The sequence below is a fragment of the Luteimonas aquatica genome (assembly GCF_022662575.1).
Taxonomy (GTDB): Bacteria; Pseudomonadota; Gammaproteobacteria; order Xanthomonadales; family Xanthomonadaceae; genus Luteimonas; species Luteimonas aquatica.
The window spans coordinates 182,506-198,842 of sequence record NZ_JALBFU010000002.1 but is presented as its reverse complement, the minus strand read 5'-3'; the positions used below and the strand labels follow the sequence as shown (position 1 = coordinate 198,842).

Below are 16,337 nucleotides of genomic sequence, written 5' to 3'. Positions count from 1 at the left end.
GGTCGCCGTGCGCGCGCCGCTGGCCATCGCGGTCTCGATGCTCGCGCTGGCGGCCGGCGCCGCGCATGCCGCGGGCGTTCGCGACAGCACCGTGCCCAAGGCGCAGATCGCGGCGGTGAGCCGCGAGGTGGCCGAATGGCACGACCTGCGGCACCCGGACTGCCCTTCCGGCGGGATCGCCGGCGCCAGGATCGTGGAGCAGCGGGCCGGCGGCGCCATCGAGCACTGGTCGGTCGCCGCGTGCGCCGGCAGGCGTTTCCTCTACCGCGTGGACGTGTTCCCGCGCGGCGACGGACGCGTCTCCGCCGCGGTGTCTGACCTCGACGGCGCGCAAGGCGAGCCGCCGGCCACCGCGTCGGACAAGGCGCTGGCGGCGCGCTGCAAGGCGATGCGCGAGCAACTGCGCGCGCTGGGCGATCCGGCCGCGCTGGGCGAAGCGGACATCGCCCGCCACCATCAGCTGCTCGCCGACCTGATGCTGTGCGGGGCGGAGCAAAGCGGCGGCGAATAGCGGGGCCACGGATCGGACATCCACAGGGGGGCAGCGATGACATCTCGAAATTCGAGGACGCGACGGAAGATGGCCTGGACGAGGGCGCCCGGGAACGCCGCGCGCCTTGCGGCGCTTTCCCTGTGCCTGCCCGTTTTTGCGGCCGTTGCCGCAGCGCAAGGGCCGTCGGGGCCGCAGCGGATCGATCCGCCCGAGGCCAACTGCGGGCAACTGCAGGCACAGGCGGCCGCCTTGAATCCCGATCGCGAGGGAAGTTCGGACATGCGCGTGCGCGCCGGCGCGCAGCTGTGCCGGATCGACGCCTCGCTGCGCGAGCGGGTGGAGCGGATCCGCGCAAGGCTGCAGGCGCTCGGCGCGGACGGCCTGGCTGACGCGCTGCCGCCGGAACATGCGGCCTGGCGTGAGTTTCGTGGCCGCACCTGTTCCCTGGCCAACCTCGGGCAAGGCGACTCGGCCTGGCCCCGGGTGCATGCCGCGAATTGCGAGATCGCCCACGCGACAAGGCGATTGAAATCGCTCGACGCCCTGGACGAATGCCTGCGCAGGCAGGACCTGAAAGACCTCGGCGACGCCATCGCCTCGCGATGCGCCTTCGGCGACGACCCGCAGGAGGATGCCGGGGTTTCCGCCGCGGGCGAATGACGGAATGGGCGCGCCGCGCGCGCGCAAGACGCCTCGGCCGCGATGCGGGAAATTCGTCCGGCTTCGACAGTGCCCGGACCGCCATCGCCTATGATGCGGGCGACGGCCATGCCCGGACGCCCTCCATGCGCAGGCGAGATTCCGAACACCACCTGATCCAGCGCAGCGGCTGGCTGCGCGCAGCCGTGCTCGGCGCCAACGACGGCATCGTCTCGGTCGCCGGCCTGGTGGTCGGCGTGGCCGCCGGCGGCGCCGGACAGTCCGCGCTGCTGGCCACCGGCATCGCCGGGCTGGTGGCCGGGGCGATGTCGATGGCCGCCGGCGAGTACGTTTCGGTGCAGTCGCAGGCCGACACCGAAAAGGCGGACCTGCGCATCGAGAAGCGCGAACTGCACGAGGATCCCCAGGGCGAGCTGGCGGAACTGACCGCGATCTACGTCAGGCGCGGGCTGGAACCGGCGCTGGCCTCGGAGGTGGCGCGCCAGCTCAGCGCGCACGATGCGCTGGCCGCGCACGCGCGCGACGAGCTCGGCATCACCGAGCCGCTGCGCGCCAAGCCGCTGCAGGCCGCGCTCGCCTCCGCCGGCGCCTTCTCCTGCGGCGCGCTGCTGCCGATCGCCGCGGTGCTGCTGGCGCCGGAAGCCTGGGCCGGCAAGCTGGTCACGGCGGTGACCGTGCTCGGCCTGTTCGGCTCCGGCGCGCTGGCCGCGCGGGTCGGCGGCGCGCCGGTGCTGCGCGGCGGCCTGCGCGTGGCTTTCTGGGGCGCGCTGGCGATGGCCGCGGCCTCGGCGGTGGGCAGCCTGTTCGACGTCCGGGTCTAGGCGCCGGACGCGGGCGCGGCGGGATCAGCGCTCGCGCATGTCCAACCAGTTCGCCACCACCGCGCGCGCCTCGTCCACGCCCTGCTTGGACGGTGCGGAGAAGGTTTGCACGCTGACGCTGTCGCCGAAGGCCGAGGCCAGTTCGCGGCCCACCGCCTGCAGGGTGTTCATCGCCGCGCCGCGCGAGAGCTTGTCGGCCTTGGTCAGCAGGACGTGCGCGGGCAGGCCGCGCTCGGCGGCGTAGCCGAGCATCTGCCGGTCGTAGTCCTTCAGCGGGTGGCGGATGTCCATCACCACCACCAGGCCGCGCAGCGCGATGCGGCTGCCGAAGTAGCTGTCGAGGAAGCCCTGCCAGTGCGCCTGCAGCTCCTGCGGCACCTTGGCGTAGCCGTAGCCGGGCAGGTCGACCAGATAGCGGCCCTCGAGCGGCATGCTGGCCGTGGGCACGATCTCGAAATAGACCAGCTGCTGGGTGCGCCCGGGCGTCTTGGAGACGCGGGCCAGGGCGTTCTGCTGGCACAGGGCGTTCAGGGCGCTGGACTTGCCGGCGTTGGAACGGCCGGCGAAGGCGACCTCGAAGCCGCCGTCGGGCGGCAGCTGCCGGGGCGTATGGGCGGCGAGGAGATAGCGGGCGCGGGCGAGCGGATTGGAGGCCATAGGCCTACAGGATCGCATGACCCGGGCCCGGCTTCGGCCGAACCGGCCCGCGGCCTCTCCGTGCGAACGCCCGGCGCCGGTCCCGGCCGGCGCCGGGGATCGCCGCTGGTTTGACCGCGCAGACGGGCCGCGACGATAATTCCGCGTTCGAGCGGGCGCTTCACGGCGCCCGCGCTGCGCGCGGACCCGGGGGTCCGCGCAACCCAAGCACGACCAGGATTTCGGAGCCCAGCTAATGCGCCACGCTCGCGCCTACGGTATCGCCGGCCTCGCCGCTCTCGCGGTGGCGGCAGCCGCCTTCGCCCAGACCACGGTCACGCCGCTGCCGGAGAACGCGCCGGTGCAGAGCGCGCCGCTGGACGCGTCGGCGGTGTCGGAGCTGGCCAAGGCGAAGTGGGGCGACCCGAAGGCCGGCGCCGGCAAGGCCGCGGCCTGCGCCGCCTGCCACGGCGTGGACGGCAACCCGACCGATCCGCAGTACCCGCGCATCGCCGGCCAGAGCGAGCGCTACATCGCCCGCCAGCTGGCGCTGTTCAAGAGCGGCGAGCGCAACACCGGCATGGCCGCGGTGATGGTGCCCTTCGCCTCCACGCTCAGCGCCCAGGACATGCGCGACATCGGCGCGCACTTCGCCGCGCAGACCGCGGGCGCCGGCATCGCCGACGACACCGTGATCGCCGAAGGCCCGAACAAGGACAAGAAGTTCTACGAGGTCGGCCAGCAGCTGTTCCGCTCCGGCGACAAGAGCCGCGGCATCCCCGCCTGCATGGCCTGTCACGGCCCCGCCGGCGCCGGCAACCCGGGTCCGGCCTACCCGCACGTGGGCGGCCAGCAGTCGGCCTACGTGGTGCGCCGCCTGCAGGAATATCGCGCCGGCACCACCACCGAGCGCGATGCGCACCTGTTCAACATCATGGCCACCGTGGCCAAGACGCTGACCGACGAGGAGATCAACTCGCTGGGCAGCTACCTGCAGGGCCTGCACGAGCGCCCGGACATGGCCACCCAGGCGGCGATGGCCGAGGCCGCCAAGAGCGCGCCGGCCCCCGCCCCGGCGGCCGCGCCCGCGCCGCCTGCCCAGGCCCCCGCCCAGGGCGGATGAACTTCCCGGCATCGACGCTGTCCAAAGCGTCGTACAGCCCTTGAATCGCACGCCGGCACAGTGTCCTGTGTCGGCGTTTTTTTAGGTGGCGCCGGACGGCAACCGCGCCATGGCGCGGACAACGCCGCTTGCGCGCCGATCGCGCAGGCATGTCGCGCCGCGTGCGGACCGCCGTTCAGCCGCGTGCCTGCATGCAACGCATTCATGACACACTTGACCGCATCCACCTCCTCGGACCCGCCATGATCCGCCGCCTCGCCATCCTCCTGCTCGTGTTGCTGCCGCTGGCGGCCTGCGCCCAATCCTCCTCGACCGCCGCGCCCGTGGAAGGCGAGGACTACAGCGTCATCAACGGCAAGCCCTGGCAGGCGCCGGACGGCAAGATCGAGGTGGTCGAGGTGTTCGCCTACTGGTGCCCGCATTGCGCCGAGTTCGAGCCAATGCTGCAGACCTGGCAGGCCAAGCTGCCCAAGGACGTGCGCTTGAGCTACCTGCCGGCCGCCTTCGACGCGGGCGACAACTTTTCGCGCGCGTTCTTCTCCGCCGAGCAGCTCGGCGTGCTGCGCAAGACCCACGGCGCGCTGTTCCGCGCGGTGCACGAGAGCGAAACCGTGCCCAAGAGCCGCCCCAGCGTCGACGAGCTGGCCGCCTTCTACGGCCAGCAGGGCGTGGACGTGGCCAAGTTCAAGGCCGCGATGGGCAGCCCCGCGGTCGATGCGAGGATGGAGAAGGCGCGCGCCTTCCTGCTCGGCGTCAACCTGCAGGGCACGCCTTCGCTGATCATCAACGGCAAGTACCGCGTGGACGGCAAGTCCTACGAGGATAAACTGCGCATCGCCGACTACCTGATCGCCAAGGAGCGCGCGGCGGCCAAGCGCCGCTGATCCGCGACCGATCCGACATCACCGACGAGAGATCTTTCCGATGACCCTGCGCCTCGCCCTGCTCTCCCTGTCCCTGCTGCCGCTGCTGGCCTGTTCGCGCCAGGACAACGCCCCGGCCGCCGAGACGCCCGCGCCCGCCGCCACCGAAACCCCGGCCGCGCCTGCCGAGACTGCGCCGGCCGACGCCGCGCCCGCCGCCGAAACCGCCGCACCCGCCGATGGCGCCGCCGCCACGCCCGCCGCCGCCACGCCCACCGCCGAACCGCAGCCGGCCGAGGCCGCCGCCGCCCCCGCGCCCGCCGCCAACGGTCCCGCCCTGGTGCCCGGCCAGGACTACGACGAGATCAAGAACGGCCAGCCCTTCGCCCCGCTCGACGGCAAGATCGAGGTGGTGGAGGTGTTCGGCTTCGTGTGCCCGGCCTGCGCCAGCTTCCAGCCGCAGCTCGGCGCCTGGAAGGCCAAGCTGCCGGCCGACGTGCGCTTCACCTACGTGCCGGCGCTGTTCGGCAGCATGTGGGACGACTACGCGCGCGCCTACTACACCGCCGAGTCGATGGGCGTGGAGGACAAGAGCCACGACGACCTGTACCGCGCCATCCACATCGAGCAGACGCTCAAGGGCGAACGCGGCCGCGACTCGGTCGAGGACATCGCCAAGTTCTACGCCAAGTACGGCGTCGATCCCAAGCTGTTCGCCAGCACCATGTCCAGCTTCGCCATCGCCGGCAAGACCAGCAAGGCCAAGCAGTTCGCGCTGCGCAGCCAGATCCAGGGCACGCCGTCGCTGATCATCAACGGCAAGTACCTGGTCAAGGGCAACACGCGCGACGACCAGCTGCGCATCGCCGACCAGCTGATCGCCCAGGAGCGCGCGGCGCGCAAGTAACCGCCGACGCAGGCCCAGCCCGCATGCCAGGCCACCGCCCGCCGTCGTTCCCGCCAGCGCGGGAATGACGGGCGCGATGCTTGCTCCGATGCCGACGCAACCGCTCAAACTCCTCAGCGCCAACATCCAGGCCGGCTCCAGCACCAGGCGCTACAGCGACTACGCCGTGCGCAGCTGGTCGCACGTGCTGCCGGCCGGCAACAAGCGCGGCGCGCTCGACGCCATCGCCCAGCTCGCCAGCGACTACGACATCGTCGGCCTGCAGGAAAGCGATCCGGGCAGCTGGCGCTCGGGCTTCACCAACCAGACGCACTATCTGGCCGAGCGCGGCGGCTTCGACTACTGGAGCCACCAGCCCAATCGGCGCATCGGCAACGTCGCCTCCAGCGCCAACGGCCTGCTCAGCCGGCTGGAGCCGCTGGAAGTGGTCGACCATGCCCTGCCCGGCCGCGTGCGCGGCCGCGGCGTGCTGCTGGCCAGCTTCGGCCAGGGCGAGGACGGCCTGCTGGTGGCGATCGCGCACCTCTCGCTCGGCGCGCAGTCGCGGCGCGCGCAGCTGGCCTACATCGCCGAGCTGATCGGCGACCGGCGCCATGCCGTGCTGATGGGCGACTTCAACTGTACCGCCGACCGCCCGGAGATGGGCGCGCTGTACCGGCATACGCGCCTGCAGCCTTCGGTCTCGCTGGTGCCGACCTTCCCGAGCTGGCGCCCGCAACGGGCGATCGACCACATCCTGATCACCGGCGACCTGGGCAGCCGCAACGTGCGCGCGCTGCCGGCGGCCTTCTCCGACCACCTGGCGCTGTCGATGGAACTCGACGTGCCCGAGGACGCGCTGCGGCGCTGATCGGCCTGGCGGAAGCGCCTGGCCGGAGCCGCCGCATCGAAATCAATCCGCCGTGACCGCCCGCGATGCGCGCGGAAAGCGCGAAGCCGGCTCGAGGCCGGCTTCGCGTGCTTGCCTCCGGCAGCGCCGGCTCAGAAATCGAACTTCATCCTTGCGTACCAGAAACGGCCCGGCAGGTCGTAGGTGGAAGCGTCGTAGCCGTTGAGCGAGCAGCTCAGGCAGGTCGGCGGGTCCTTGCCCGCCAGGTTGTTGACGCCGGCGGTGAGCTTCAGGCCCTTGGCCACGGCCGGCGTCTCCCAGGACACCTGCAGGTCGTGGTAGGTGATGCCGCCGAGATGGTTGACGTTGCCCTCGTCGCAGATCGGGAATCCGGCGGCGCCGCCGCACGTCTCGTCGAGCCCCTCGATGTAGCGCATGGTCCAGGCGACGTTCCATGGCCCGAGGTTCCAATTGCTCACCAGCGTCGAGGTCCATTCCGGAATCGCGCTGTTGTTGACCTCGATGCCGGGCTGGCGCGGCTCGGTCAGGCCCGCTTCGTTGACCAGTTCGTAGCGCGTGACCCAGGTGTTCTTCCAGTCGAAGCTCAGGCGGCCCCAGTCGCGCTCGGGCAGGACCCAGGCTGCAGTGAAGTCCCAGCCGTCGGTGTTGATGGTGCCGAGGTTGTCGAGGATATCGTCGAAACGGACGATCTGGCCGGTCGAGCTGCGATCGTAGGCCGCGCAGGAGGCGGGGTCGCGGTTGGCCACGCAGCGATCCAGGATCGCCTGCGCATCCGGCGCCTGGATGGCATCGGTGATCTCGTGCTTGTAGAAGGTCACGCCCAGGTCGAGCTTGTCCGACCAGGAAGCGTTGTCGGCGAACGACGGGCTCCACACCGCGCCCAGCATGAGGCTGCGGCTGCTTTCGGGCTTGAGCTCGCGATTGCCCGAGGTGACCACCGAGATCTGCGAGTTGGTCTGCTCGTAGCCCTGCGGCACGCCGTCGGCCACGCACTCCGGGGTAACCGTGGCCAGCCCCGAGCAGGGATCGGCCAGGGTGGCATCGAAGCGGCTCAGGGTGCCGTACAGCTCGCCGATGGTCGGCGCGCGGAAACCCTGCGCCCACGAGGCGCGCAACAGCAGTTCGTCGGCCACCTGCCAGCGCAGGCCGATCTTGCCGGTGTTCTTGCTGCCGAAGGTGGAATATTTCGAGTAGCGGCCCGCCAGGCTCAGGTCGAGGCTCTTGCCGAAGGCGGTGTCCTTCATCAGCGGCACGCTGAGTTCGAGATAGGCTTCGTTGACGTCGTACTTGCCCGCCGTCGGCCCGGAGGGCACGCCGTTGTACTCGCCGGCCACCGTGATCGGGTCGGGGGTGTAGCTGCCCTCGTACTTGCGATATTCGTAGCCGGCGGCGAAGGCCAGCGGACCGGCCCACATCTCGAACAGGTCGCCGGTGAGGTTGGCCGAGGCGAGCGTGAGCTTGTTCTCGCTCTCGTCGCGCACCACCGGCTGGATCCAGTTGAGCATTTCCCGGGTGATCGAACCCTCGCCGCCGAAGATATTCAACGGCACGCAGCCCGGCGTGGCCGCGCATACCGCCGGATCGCCCAGGGCCAGGTTGATCTTGCGCAGGTTGTAGCTGCCGTAGTTGGTCTGGTCGGCCTTGCTTTCGCTGCGCACGAAGTTCACATCCCAGCTCCAGGGGCGGTCGCCGACGTTGAAGGTCCCTTCCAGGCCGGCATTGACGTACCAGGTCTTGACCTTCTGCTCGTAGCGGCGCGGACCGCCTTCGGTCGGACGGCGGCCGATCAGGAACAGGTTCGGGTTGGCGCCCATGGTGGTGAGGTCGAAGCCGAACGGGTTGTAGGCCTGGTTGGCGGGAATCACCAGCAGCTGCTCGGCCCACTTGTTGTAGACGCCGGCGTCGGTGCCCAGGAAGATCGGCTCGGGTCCGGCCTGGTTGGCCGATTCGCGCTCGTTGTACAGCGCCTTGACGTAGCCGCTGAACGTCGGCGTGAACTCGAAGCGCACCTGGCCGAACACCGATTTGCGCTCGGAAGGCGTCAGCAGCAGGTTGTTGGGCGCGAAGTTGTAGCGGTCCGGGGTGCCGAAGCAGTGGAAATCGTCGGTGCGCGCGGTCGGGCAATCCGGCTGCGCGGTATAAGCCGGGTCGCTGACGCCGTTGTTGGGCGTGATGCTGTGGACCTGCCCCGTGTTCGGGTCCATGAAAACGAAACGCCCTTGCGGCGTCGCGGAGCTGCCGTTGGCCAGGCCGGTGCCCGGCACCGGCACGCGCGCGGCCCAGTAGTCGGCCGAGGAGATTTCCTTCTGCTTGTAGTACGAGCCGGCCAGGAACCACTGCGCGCGATCCGTGCTGCCGCCCCAGCTGACGTCGGCGCCGTAGGTGTCGCCGCCGCCGAACTTGCTGTACTGGCCGTAGTTCAGCTCGACGCTGGCGCCATCGACATTGCGCTTGGTGATGATGTTCACCACGCCGGCGATGGCGTCGGAGCCGTAGATCGAGGAGGCGCCGTCCTCCAGCACCTCGATGCGGTCGATGATCGACAGCGGAATGGTGTTGAGGTCGACCGATGCGCCCACGCCGGAGGCGGAGGATTCGTTGACCCAGCGGATGCCGTCCACCAGCACCAGCACGCGCTTGGCGCCGAGGTGGCGCAAGTCCACCGTCGCGGCACCGGCGCCGACGCCGCCGCCGTCGGGCGGGAAGCCGAAGTTGCCGCTGGAATTGAACTTGGTGTTCAGGCCCGCGCCGCTGGCGGTGAGGTTCTGCACGATGTCGGAAACGGAGCTGTAGCCGGAGCGGTCGATGTCCTCGCGGGTCAGGACCTGCACCGGGACCGCCGTCTCCAGCTCGGCCTTCTTGATGCGCGAGCCGGTGACCTGGACGGTATCCAGCGTCTTGGCCTCCTGGCTCGCGGCCGGGGCATCCTGCGCCTGGGCCAGGGCGGGCAACATGCCGAGCGGCGCGGCGCACAGCAGCGACAGCTGGACCGCAATGGCCAGCTGATGGCGGGACAACGACTTCATCGAGCTCTCTCCCGGTAATGGTCTGGACGCCGCACCCCTGCCCGCGACGTTACGGCTTTGTAAACAAGTCCCCCGGCACATACAAGGCCGAGCCCGCCACACATATCCGGACACGCGTCAAAAATGTGCGAAAAATCCAATTCATATGGCATCGGCTATAGTCCGGCGATGCCGAAATCCCGACGCCTCCCGCCGATCGCCGCGCCGATCGCCCTCCTGTTCTCCGCCGCCGCCTGCGCCTTCGCGGCGCAGGCGCAGGCCCCCGCCTCCGACGGCGCGCTGCGCGCCGCCTTCGAGGCCAGCGAGCGCGGGCAGACGGTGGACATGGCGCCGTTCGCGCGCGACCCGCTGCTGGGCTGGCTGGAATACGTGAGCCTGCGCCGCAACATCGACACCCTGCCCAACGCGCAGGCGCAGGACTTCCTCAAGCGCTACCAGGGCCAGGCGGTGGGCGAGGCCTTCCGCGAGCTGTGGCTGGCGGGCACGGCGCGCCGCGACGACTGGCCTGCCTTCCTGGCCGCGTGGAAGCCGGGCATCAAGGACGTGAAGCTGCGTTGCGCCGAACTCGACGCGCGCCAGGCGACCGGACGCGCCGACGCGCAATGGACCAAGGACGCCCAGGCGCTGTGGCGCAGCAGCGGCAAGTCGCTGCCCGACGGCTGCGATGCGCCCTTCAACGTGCTTGCCGCCAAGGGCGGCCTGCCGCCGGCGCTGCGCTGGGAGCGCATCGACAAGGCCGCCGAGGAATGGCAGCCGGCGGTGATGCGCGCGGCCGCGCGCGGCCTGCCGGCGGAGGAGTTCGCGCTCGCCAACGACTACGCCGCCTTCTTCGAGGCGGTCAACGACCGCGCGCTCGGCTGGCCCAAGACCGCGCGCAGCCGGGCGATGGCCTCGCAGGGCCTGGCGCGGCTGGCCAAGTCCACGCCGGTCGCCGCCGAGGCGGCGCTGCCGCGCTTCGCGCAGGCGCTGGGCTTCAGCGACGCCGAGCGCAACCGCGTGCTGTACCAGATCGCGCTGTGGACGGTCGCCTCCTACGAACCCGACGCCGCGCGCCGCCTCAACGCCGTGCCCGAGGCGGCCTACGACGAGCGCCTGCACGAGTGGCGCGCGCGCGAGGCGATGACGCGCTCGGACTGGCGCGCCGCGCTCGCGGCGATCAACAAGATGGGCGAGAAGCAGCGCGGCGATTCGCGCTGGAGCTATTTCGCCGCGCGCCTGTCGGAGCTGGCCGGCGACAAGGCCGCCGCCGCGCCGCTGTACCGCGCCGCCGCCGCCAAGTCGGATTTCCACGGCTTCCTGGCCGCCGACCGCCTCGGCCTGCCTTACGCGCTCTGCCCCTGGGACCCGCCGGTCAACGCCGCCGCCAAGGCCGCCGTCGCCCGCGATCCGGCCCTGGTGCGCGCCCTGGCCCTGAACCGCATCGACCGCACCAGCTGGGCGCTGCGCGAATGGGACGACGCGCTCTCGCGCTTCGACGACACCCAGCGCCGCCTGGCCGTGGAAGTGGCGCAGGACGACGGCTGGTTCGACCGCGCCGTGTTCGGCCTGGTCAACGTCGGCGGCAAGAACTATCCCGACGAGTCGCGCCTGTACCGGCTGCGCTTCCCGCTGCACCACGGCGACACCATCCGCCGCGAGGCCGCCAAGAACGCGCTCGACCCGGCCTGGGTCGCGGCCGAGATCCGCGCCGAGAGCGTGTTCAACCCGCGTGCGCGCTCGGGGGCGAACGCCATGGGCCTGATGCAGATCGTGCCCGGCACCGGCGCCGGCGTCGCCAAGCGCCTGGGCATCCCCTACGCCGGCGCCAACAGCCTGTACGACTCGGACACCAACATCACCATCGGCAGCGCCTACCTGCGGCAGATGCTCGACAAGTATGGCCAGCCCTACTTCGCCATCGCCGCCTACAACGCCGGCCCGACGCCGGTGGCGCGCTGGCAGTCGCAGCGGCCGGGCATGGACGCGGACTTCTGGATCGAGACGGTCACCTACAAGGAGACCCGCGAGTACGTGGCGCGCGTGCTGGCCTTCAGCGTGCTCTACGACTGGCGCATGAGCGCCGCGGGCAAGGGCGATGGCGACGCCCTGCCTCTGTCGCAGCGCCTGCGCGGCGACACGCGCGGGCCGCGCAAGAAGTTCGTCTGCGCCGCGCCCACCGCTTCTGGCGGCTGAGCGCGCCTTGCGCCGCCGGCCGGCGGCGCTCCTACAATGGCGCTCCTACAACGGGTTCCCGCCGCATCGGAGTCTCCCATGGGCATCCTCGACACCCTGCTCGGCCACGCCGGCGAAAAATCGCTCGACGACATCCGCGAGGAGTTCGCGCCGCTGCTGGCGCCGGGCGAGGCGCCGCAGCGCGCCTTCGGCCTGATCCGCGACCTGATCGTATTCACCGACCGCCGCCTGATCCTGGTGAACAAGCAGGGCGTGACCGCGAAGAAGGTGGAGTACCGCAGCGTGCCCTACCGCGCCATCGTCATGTTCTCGCTGGAAACCGCCGGGCACTTCGACCTGGAGGCCGACCTGCGCATCTGGATCTCCGGCCAGGCCGCCCCGCTCGACCTGCACCTGGGACGCAATTCCGGCGCCACCGACATCGTCGCGATCCTGGCGCAGAACACCTCGAAATGACGCCGGCCGATACGACGCCGGTCGACGCCGTGCTTGCCGCAGCGATGCCGCGCCGATGAAGACCTACCTGGTCGGCGGCGCCGTCCGCGACAGGCTGCTCGGCCAGCCGGCCGGCGACAACGACTACGTGGTCATCGGCGAGACGCCCGAGACCATGCTCGCGGCCGGATTCAAGCCGGTGGGGCGCGACTTCCCGGTGTTCCTGCATCCGCGCACCGGCGAGGAGTACGCGCTGGCGCGCACCGAGCGCAAGTCCGGGCGCGGCTACCGCGGCTTCGTCGTGCACAGCGACCCCTCGGTGACGCTGGAGCAGGACCTGCAGCGCCGCGACTTCACCATCAACGCCATCGCCCAGGCTCCCGACGGCACCCTGGTCGATCCCTACGGCGGCGCCGAGGACCTGCGCGCGCGCGTGTTGCGCCACGTCGGGCCGGCCTTCGTCGAGGATCCGTTGCGCGCGCTGCGCGCGGCGCGCTTCATGGCGCGGCTGGCCGCGCTCGGCTTCGCCGTAGCGCCGGAAACGCTGGCGCTGATGCGCGAGATGGCCGACTCCGGCGAGCTCGACGCGCTGGTGCCCGAGCGCGTCTGGCAGGAACTGGCGCGCGCGCTGCGCAGCGCGCGGCCGTCGGCCTTCCTGCGCACGCTGCGCGAGGGCGGCGCGCTGCGCGCGGTGCTGCCGGAGGTCGATGCGCTGTACGGCGTGCCGCAGCGCGCCGAGTTCCATCCCGAGGTCGACACCGGCGTGCACGTGGAACTGGTCTGCGACATGGCCGCGCGGCTGGCGCCCGGCGACGACACGGTCGGCTTCGCCGCGCTCACCCACGACCTCGGCAAGGCGCTCACGCCCGTGGAGGAGCTGCCGCGCCACGTCCAGCACGAGCAGCGCGGCCTGGCGCCGCTGCGCGCGCTGTGCGAACGGCTGCGCGTACCCGCCGAGCATCGCGACCTCGCCCTGCTCGCCTGCCGCGAGCATCTGAACGTGCATCGCCTGCCGGAACTGCGCGACGAGACCGTGCACGACCTGCTGGCGCGCTGCGACGCCTTCCGCAAGCCCGAGCGCGTCGCCCGCCTGGCCCTGGTCTGCGAGGCCGACAAGCGCGGCCGCGCCGGCCTGGCCGAGAGCGACTATCCGCAAGGCCGCGAGCTGCGGCGCCTGCACGCCGCCGCCGCCGCGGTGCGCGGCGCCGACCTGGCCGCCTCCGGCCTGACCGGGCCGGCGCTCGGCGAGGCCCTGCGCAAGGCCCGCATCGCCGCCATCGCCCAAGCCCGGCGGGCACCGCCCGACGCCTGACTTCCGCCCGAAACCCGCCGCAGACGCCGGCGGGATGGGCACTTGCGTAGATATAACAGCGCTGTTACATATGCGCCATGATCTCCCGCACCGCCACCCTGGGCACCCTGCTCCGGCACCTTATCGAGACCCTCGACGGTGCCGTCGAGACCACCTACGCCCGCAGCATCCCCGGCTACCGGCCGCGCTTCACGCCGGTGGTCCGGGCCCTGCTCGAACTCGGGCCGGCCTCGATCCGCGGCATCGCCCTGCACGCCGGCATCACCCATTCGGCGACCAGCCAGACCGTCTCGCAGATGGCCAAGCAGGGCCTGGTGCAGCTGCGCCCCGGCGGCGACGCGCGCGAGCGCATCGTCGCGCTCACCGCCGACGCCGAGGCGCTGATCCCGCGGCTGCGACGGCACTGGGCCGCCACCAATGCCGCGGCCGACGCGCTCGACCGCGAACTGTCGGCACCGCTCTCGGCGCTGCTGCGCGAGGCCATCGACGCGCTGGAACGCCATCCCTTCGGCGACCGGATCGCATCGGCCGCTCCTTCCCGCCCCTCCCACCAGGACGCCTCACCATGATGCGCTGCGCCGCTTCCCGCCTCGTCGCCGTCTTCCTCGCCGCCGGCCTGCTCTGCGCGGCCGCGGCCCCGCTCGCGCAGGAACGCGCGGCGCCGCTGACGGCGAAGATGCGCGCCGACGCCCTGCAGGCGATCGGGCGCGAATTCCGCGAGCGCTACGTCTTTCCCAAGATGCGGCCGAAGATCCTCGAGCGCCTGGAGCGCGGACAGCGCTCCGGGCGCTACGAGGTGGACGATCCCTTCCTGTTCGCCGAGCGCGTCACCGAGGACCTGCGCGAGGTGTCGCACGACCGGCATCTCTCGCTGCGCGTGGATGCGCCCGCCTACACCGCGGCGCTGGCCTCTCCGGACAGCGACGCCGGCGAAGAGGCCTTCTTCCGCCGCCAGGCCATCCGCGACCACCACGGCCTGGTGGAGATGAAGCGCCTGCCGGGCAACATCCGCTACCTGAAGATCAGCGGCTTCGACTGGGTCAACGACGAGACCGGCGGCGCCTACGACGCGGCCATGCGCTTCCTCAGGGAGGGCGACGCGATCGTGATCGACGTGCGCGACAACGGCGGCGGCTCGCACGCCGCGGTGCGCTACCTGGTCAGCCACTTCATGGACGGCGACACGCTGGAGATGACCTTCCTGGAAGGCGACAAGCCGCCCGTGCAATCGCGCATCCTCGAACACGTCCCGGCCGGCCGGCTGAAAGGCAAGCCGCTTTACGTGCTGATCAACGGCTTCACCGGTTCGGCCGCCGAGGCCTTCGCCTACGACGTGCAGCAGTTCAAGCTGGGCGAGCTGATCGGCGCCAAGACCTCCGGCGCCGCCAACAACAACAAGCTGCTGCCGATCGCGCCCGAGTTCATCCTCAGCGTGTCCTACGGACGCCCGGTGCATCCGGTCAGCCAGGGCAACTGGGAAGGCACGGGCGTGGCGCCGGACGTCGAGGCACCCTCGGCGCAGGCGCTCGACCTCGCGCAGGCACGGGCCCTGGACCGGCTCTCCGCCGACCCCAAGGCCTCGCCCGAAGCGCAGGCCGAATACGCCTGGGTGAAGGTCGGGGTGCGGGCGCGCCTGCATCCCGTGACGCTCGCCCCCGCCGCGCTCTCGGCGCTGGCCGGACGCTACGGCCGCCCCGGCGGTTCAGGTCCCGGCATGGCCGAGATCGCCTATCGCGACGGCGCGCTGTGGCTGGAGCGTCCCAACCGGCCGACGGCGCGCCTGTCGCCGCTCACCGAAGACGGCCTGTTCGCGCTGGAAGGCAACGACATGGCGCGCGCGCGACTGACCGGCCAGGCACTGGAGATGCGCTGGATGGACTCGCCCGAACCGCGCATCTTCCCGCGCGCGCCATAGCCGGCGAACGGCCGATGCGCGGCGACGCGCACGGCTAGATCCTCAGTCGCCAGCCGCGCCGGTCCATGCCATACACGATGCCCCACCACAGCGCGACGAAGGCGAGCGCGAATGCCAGCGACGGCAGATAGGGACCCCAGCGCGGCGTCATCCACTGCGCGAAGCCAAGGCGATACGCGGGCTCCCACCAGCCCATCGCCAGCAGCAGGTAGACCATCAGCGCCGAACCCGCGAAGGCGGCGATGGCGTTGACGCCGAAACGGCGGCCGAGCGCCGGCCAGCCGCGGCGGTCGATCGCCACATGGCAGGCGGCGAGCGCGAGCATCGTCCAGCCGCCGGTCCACAGCACGTAGGACGAGGTCCACAGGTTCTTGTTGAGCGGGAACACGAGCGCCCAGGCGGCGCCGAGCGCGAGCGCCGCCGCGCCGCCGAGCAGCAGCGCGCCGAGCCGTCCCTCGCGCAGCCATGCCCCCGCGCGCACGCCCAGCAGCGCGGTGGCGATCGCCGGCAAGGTGCTGAGCAATCCTTCCGGATCGTGTCCGTGTCCGCTGGCCGCGTCGAACCGGTAGTTGTGCGGCCCCCACAGCGCCGCGTCGAGGCGGCTGGCGAGATTGGTCCAGGGCTCGTACGAACCGCCGGCGGCCAGCAATGCCCAGTAGCCGAGCAGGAGCGCCGCCAGTACGCACCACTGCGTGCGGGCGCGCGCGTGGATCGCCAGCAATCCCGCCGCCGCGAAGCACACGCCGATCCGCTGCAGCACGCCCCAGGGACGGAAATACTCGCGATCGAGCGCCAGCCACGCGATCAGATGCAGCAGCAGGCCCAGGCCGACGATGCGCGCCGCGCGCAGCAGCACCTCGCGGCGCAATCGCGCGCGGTCGGCGCCGCGCTCCAGGCGCGGCGCGAGGCCAAGCGTGACCGACACGCCCATCACGAACAGGAAGGCCGGGAAGATCAGGTCGGTCGGCGTGCAGCCGTGCCAGGGCGCGTGCTCGAGCGGCGCGTAGACGAAGTCCCAGCTGCCCGGATTGTTGACCAGCAGCATCGCCGCCACGGTGATGCCGCGCAGCGCATCCACCGAGGCGAAGCGCGGCACCGCCGCGCCCGAGGCGCCGCCCTGCATG

15 protein-coding genes are annotated in these 16,337 nt (G+C 71.5%); 12 read left to right on the top strand and 3 right to left on the bottom strand.

The features are described 5' to 3' along the window. Positions 1 to 7 precede the first annotated feature (7 nt). The 3 genes from MD221_RS06935 (at position 8) to MD221_RS06925 (ending at position 1,974) form a co-directional block, all read left to right on the top strand. The gene (locus MD221_RS06935) at positions 8 to 511 is read left to right on the top strand and encodes a hypothetical protein (RefSeq protein WP_242108891.1); all 504 of its coding nucleotides are present in this window, start codon (positions 8 to 10) and stop codon (positions 509 to 511) included. A 69-nt stretch (positions 512 to 580) separates the two neighbouring features. Beyond that, entirely contained in the window at positions 581 to 1,153 is a 573-nt protein-coding gene (locus MD221_RS06930) for a lysozyme inhibitor LprI family protein (protein ID WP_242108889.1), read from the top strand. A 125-nt stretch (positions 1,154 to 1,278) separates the two neighbouring features. Then, positions 1,279 to 1,974: a VIT1/CCC1 transporter family protein gene (locus MD221_RS06925; RefSeq protein WP_242108887.1), complete on the top strand. Its 696-nt coding sequence runs from the start codon at positions 1,279 to 1,281 to the stop codon at positions 1,972 to 1,974. 24 nt (positions 1,975 to 1,998) lie between these two features. Here the strand turns inward: MD221_RS06925 and yihA are convergent, their stop codons facing one another. After that, positions 1,999 to 2,631 carry a ribosome biogenesis GTP-binding protein YihA/YsxC gene (yihA, locus tag MD221_RS06920; RefSeq protein WP_242108885.1) on the bottom strand — a complete coding sequence of 211 codons (633 nt, stop codon included), beginning with the start codon at positions 2,629 to 2,631 and terminating at the stop codon, positions 1,999 to 2,001. Between the two features lie 235 nt (positions 2,632 to 2,866). Between yihA and MD221_RS06915 the strand changes: the two genes are divergently transcribed. The 4 genes from MD221_RS06915 to MD221_RS06900 all read left to right on the top strand — a co-directional run bounded on the left by MD221_RS06915 (position 2,867) and on the right by MD221_RS06900 (position 6,353). Then, a complete protein-coding gene (locus MD221_RS06915; RefSeq protein WP_242108883.1) occupies positions 2,867 to 3,733 on the top strand; it encodes a c-type cytochrome in 867 nt (288 codons plus the stop codon). A 242-nt stretch (positions 3,734 to 3,975) separates the two neighbouring features. Next, positions 3,976 to 4,617, top strand: a complete 642-nt coding sequence (locus MD221_RS06910) for a thiol:disulfide interchange protein DsbA/DsbL (protein WP_242108882.1) — start codon at positions 3,976 to 3,978, stop codon at positions 4,615 to 4,617. A gap of 40 nt (positions 4,618 to 4,657) precedes the next feature. Next, complete coding sequence (locus MD221_RS06905; protein ID WP_242108880.1) at positions 4,658 to 5,503, top strand: thiol:disulfide interchange protein DsbA/DsbL; 846 nt, start codon at positions 4,658 to 4,660, stop codon at positions 5,501 to 5,503. A gap of 76 nt (positions 5,504 to 5,579) precedes the next feature. Next, on the top strand, positions 5,580 to 6,353 hold the full coding sequence (locus MD221_RS06900) for an endonuclease/exonuclease/phosphatase family protein (RefSeq protein WP_242108878.1): 774 nt from the start codon (positions 5,580 to 5,582) through the stop codon (positions 6,351 to 6,353). A gap of 131 nt (positions 6,354 to 6,484) precedes the next feature. On the opposite strand, the gene MD221_RS06895 is transcribed toward MD221_RS06900, so the two are convergent. Continuing rightward, a complete protein-coding gene (locus MD221_RS06895; protein WP_242108876.1) occupies positions 6,485 to 9,379 on the bottom strand; it encodes a TonB-dependent receptor plug domain-containing protein in 2,895 nt (964 codons plus the stop codon). Between the two features lie 168 nt (positions 9,380 to 9,547). Between MD221_RS06895 and MD221_RS06890 the strand changes: the two genes are divergently transcribed. From MD221_RS06890 to MD221_RS06870, 5 genes are all read left to right on the top strand, one after another. After that, positions 9,548 to 11,551, top strand: coding sequence for a lytic transglycosylase domain-containing protein (locus tag MD221_RS06890; protein ID WP_242108874.1), 2,004 nt, complete (start codon positions 9,548 to 9,550; stop codon positions 11,549 to 11,551). A gap of 78 nt (positions 11,552 to 11,629) precedes the next feature. Then, entirely contained in the window at positions 11,630 to 12,007 is a 378-nt protein-coding gene (locus tag MD221_RS06885; protein ID WP_242108872.1) for a PH domain-containing protein, read from the top strand. Positions 12,008 to 12,062: 55 nt separating this feature from the next. Beyond that, positions 12,063 to 13,298, top strand: coding sequence for a multifunctional CCA addition/repair protein (locus MD221_RS06880; RefSeq protein ID WP_242108870.1), 1,236 nt, complete (start codon positions 12,063 to 12,065; stop codon positions 13,296 to 13,298). Positions 13,299 to 13,375: 77 nt separating this feature from the next. Further along, positions 13,376 to 13,867, top strand: a complete 492-nt coding sequence (locus MD221_RS06875; RefSeq protein WP_242108868.1) for a MarR family transcriptional regulator — start codon at positions 13,376 to 13,378, stop codon at positions 13,865 to 13,867. Next, positions 13,864 to 15,213: a S41 family peptidase gene (locus tag MD221_RS06870; protein ID WP_242108865.1), complete on the top strand. Its 1,350-nt coding sequence runs from the start codon at positions 13,864 to 13,866 to the stop codon at positions 15,211 to 15,213. The genes MD221_RS06875 and MD221_RS06870 overlap by 4 nt, the downstream gene beginning before the upstream one ends. 34 nt (positions 15,214 to 15,247) lie before the next feature. Here MD221_RS06870 and MD221_RS06865 read toward each other — a convergent pair whose 3' ends face one another. Beyond that, positions 15,248 to 16,336 (bottom strand): acyltransferase family protein, encoded by a 1,089-nt coding sequence (locus MD221_RS06865; protein WP_242108863.1) that lies wholly within the window; start codon positions 16,334 to 16,336, stop codon positions 15,248 to 15,250. Between the last annotated feature and the right edge of the window lies 1 nt (position 16,337).

Coding starts and splice junctions, on each gene's coding strand:
- MD221_RS06930 (WP_242108889.1), top strand. CDS start 581: ATGGCCTGGACGAGGGCGCCCGGGAACGCCGCGCGCCTTGCGGCGCTT.
- MD221_RS06925 (WP_242108887.1), top strand. CDS start 1,279: ATGCGCAGGCGAGATTCCGAACACCACCTGATCCAGCGCAGCGGCTGG.
- yihA (WP_242108885.1), bottom strand. CDS start 2,631: ATGGCCTCCAATCCGCTCGCCCGCGCCCGCTATCTCCTCGCCGCCCAT.
- MD221_RS06915 (WP_242108883.1), top strand. CDS start 2,867: ATGCGCCACGCTCGCGCCTACGGTATCGCCGGCCTCGCCGCTCTCGCG.
- MD221_RS06910 (WP_242108882.1), top strand. CDS start 3,976: ATGATCCGCCGCCTCGCCATCCTCCTGCTCGTGTTGCTGCCGCTGGCG.
- MD221_RS06905 (WP_242108880.1), top strand. CDS start 4,658: ATGACCCTGCGCCTCGCCCTGCTCTCCCTGTCCCTGCTGCCGCTGCTG.
- MD221_RS06900 (WP_242108878.1), top strand. CDS start 5,580: ATGCTTGCTCCGATGCCGACGCAACCGCTCAAACTCCTCAGCGCCAAC.
- MD221_RS06895 (WP_242108876.1), bottom strand. CDS start 9,379: ATGAAGTCGTTGTCCCGCCATCAGCTGGCCATTGCGGTCCAGCTGTCG.
- MD221_RS06890 (WP_242108874.1), top strand. CDS start 9,548: ATGCCGAAATCCCGACGCCTCCCGCCGATCGCCGCGCCGATCGCCCTC.
- MD221_RS06885 (WP_242108872.1), top strand. CDS start 11,630: ATGGGCATCCTCGACACCCTGCTCGGCCACGCCGGCGAAAAATCGCTC.
- MD221_RS06880 (WP_242108870.1), top strand. CDS start 12,063: ATGAAGACCTACCTGGTCGGCGGCGCCGTCCGCGACAGGCTGCTCGGC.
- MD221_RS06875 (WP_242108868.1), top strand. CDS start 13,376: ATGATCTCCCGCACCGCCACCCTGGGCACCCTGCTCCGGCACCTTATC.
- MD221_RS06870 (WP_242108865.1), top strand. CDS start 13,864: ATGATGCGCTGCGCCGCTTCCCGCCTCGTCGCCGTCTTCCTCGCCGCC.
- MD221_RS06865 (WP_242108863.1), bottom strand. CDS start 16,336: ATGCAGGGCGGCGCCTCGGGCGCGGCGGTGCCGCGCTTCGCCTCGGTG.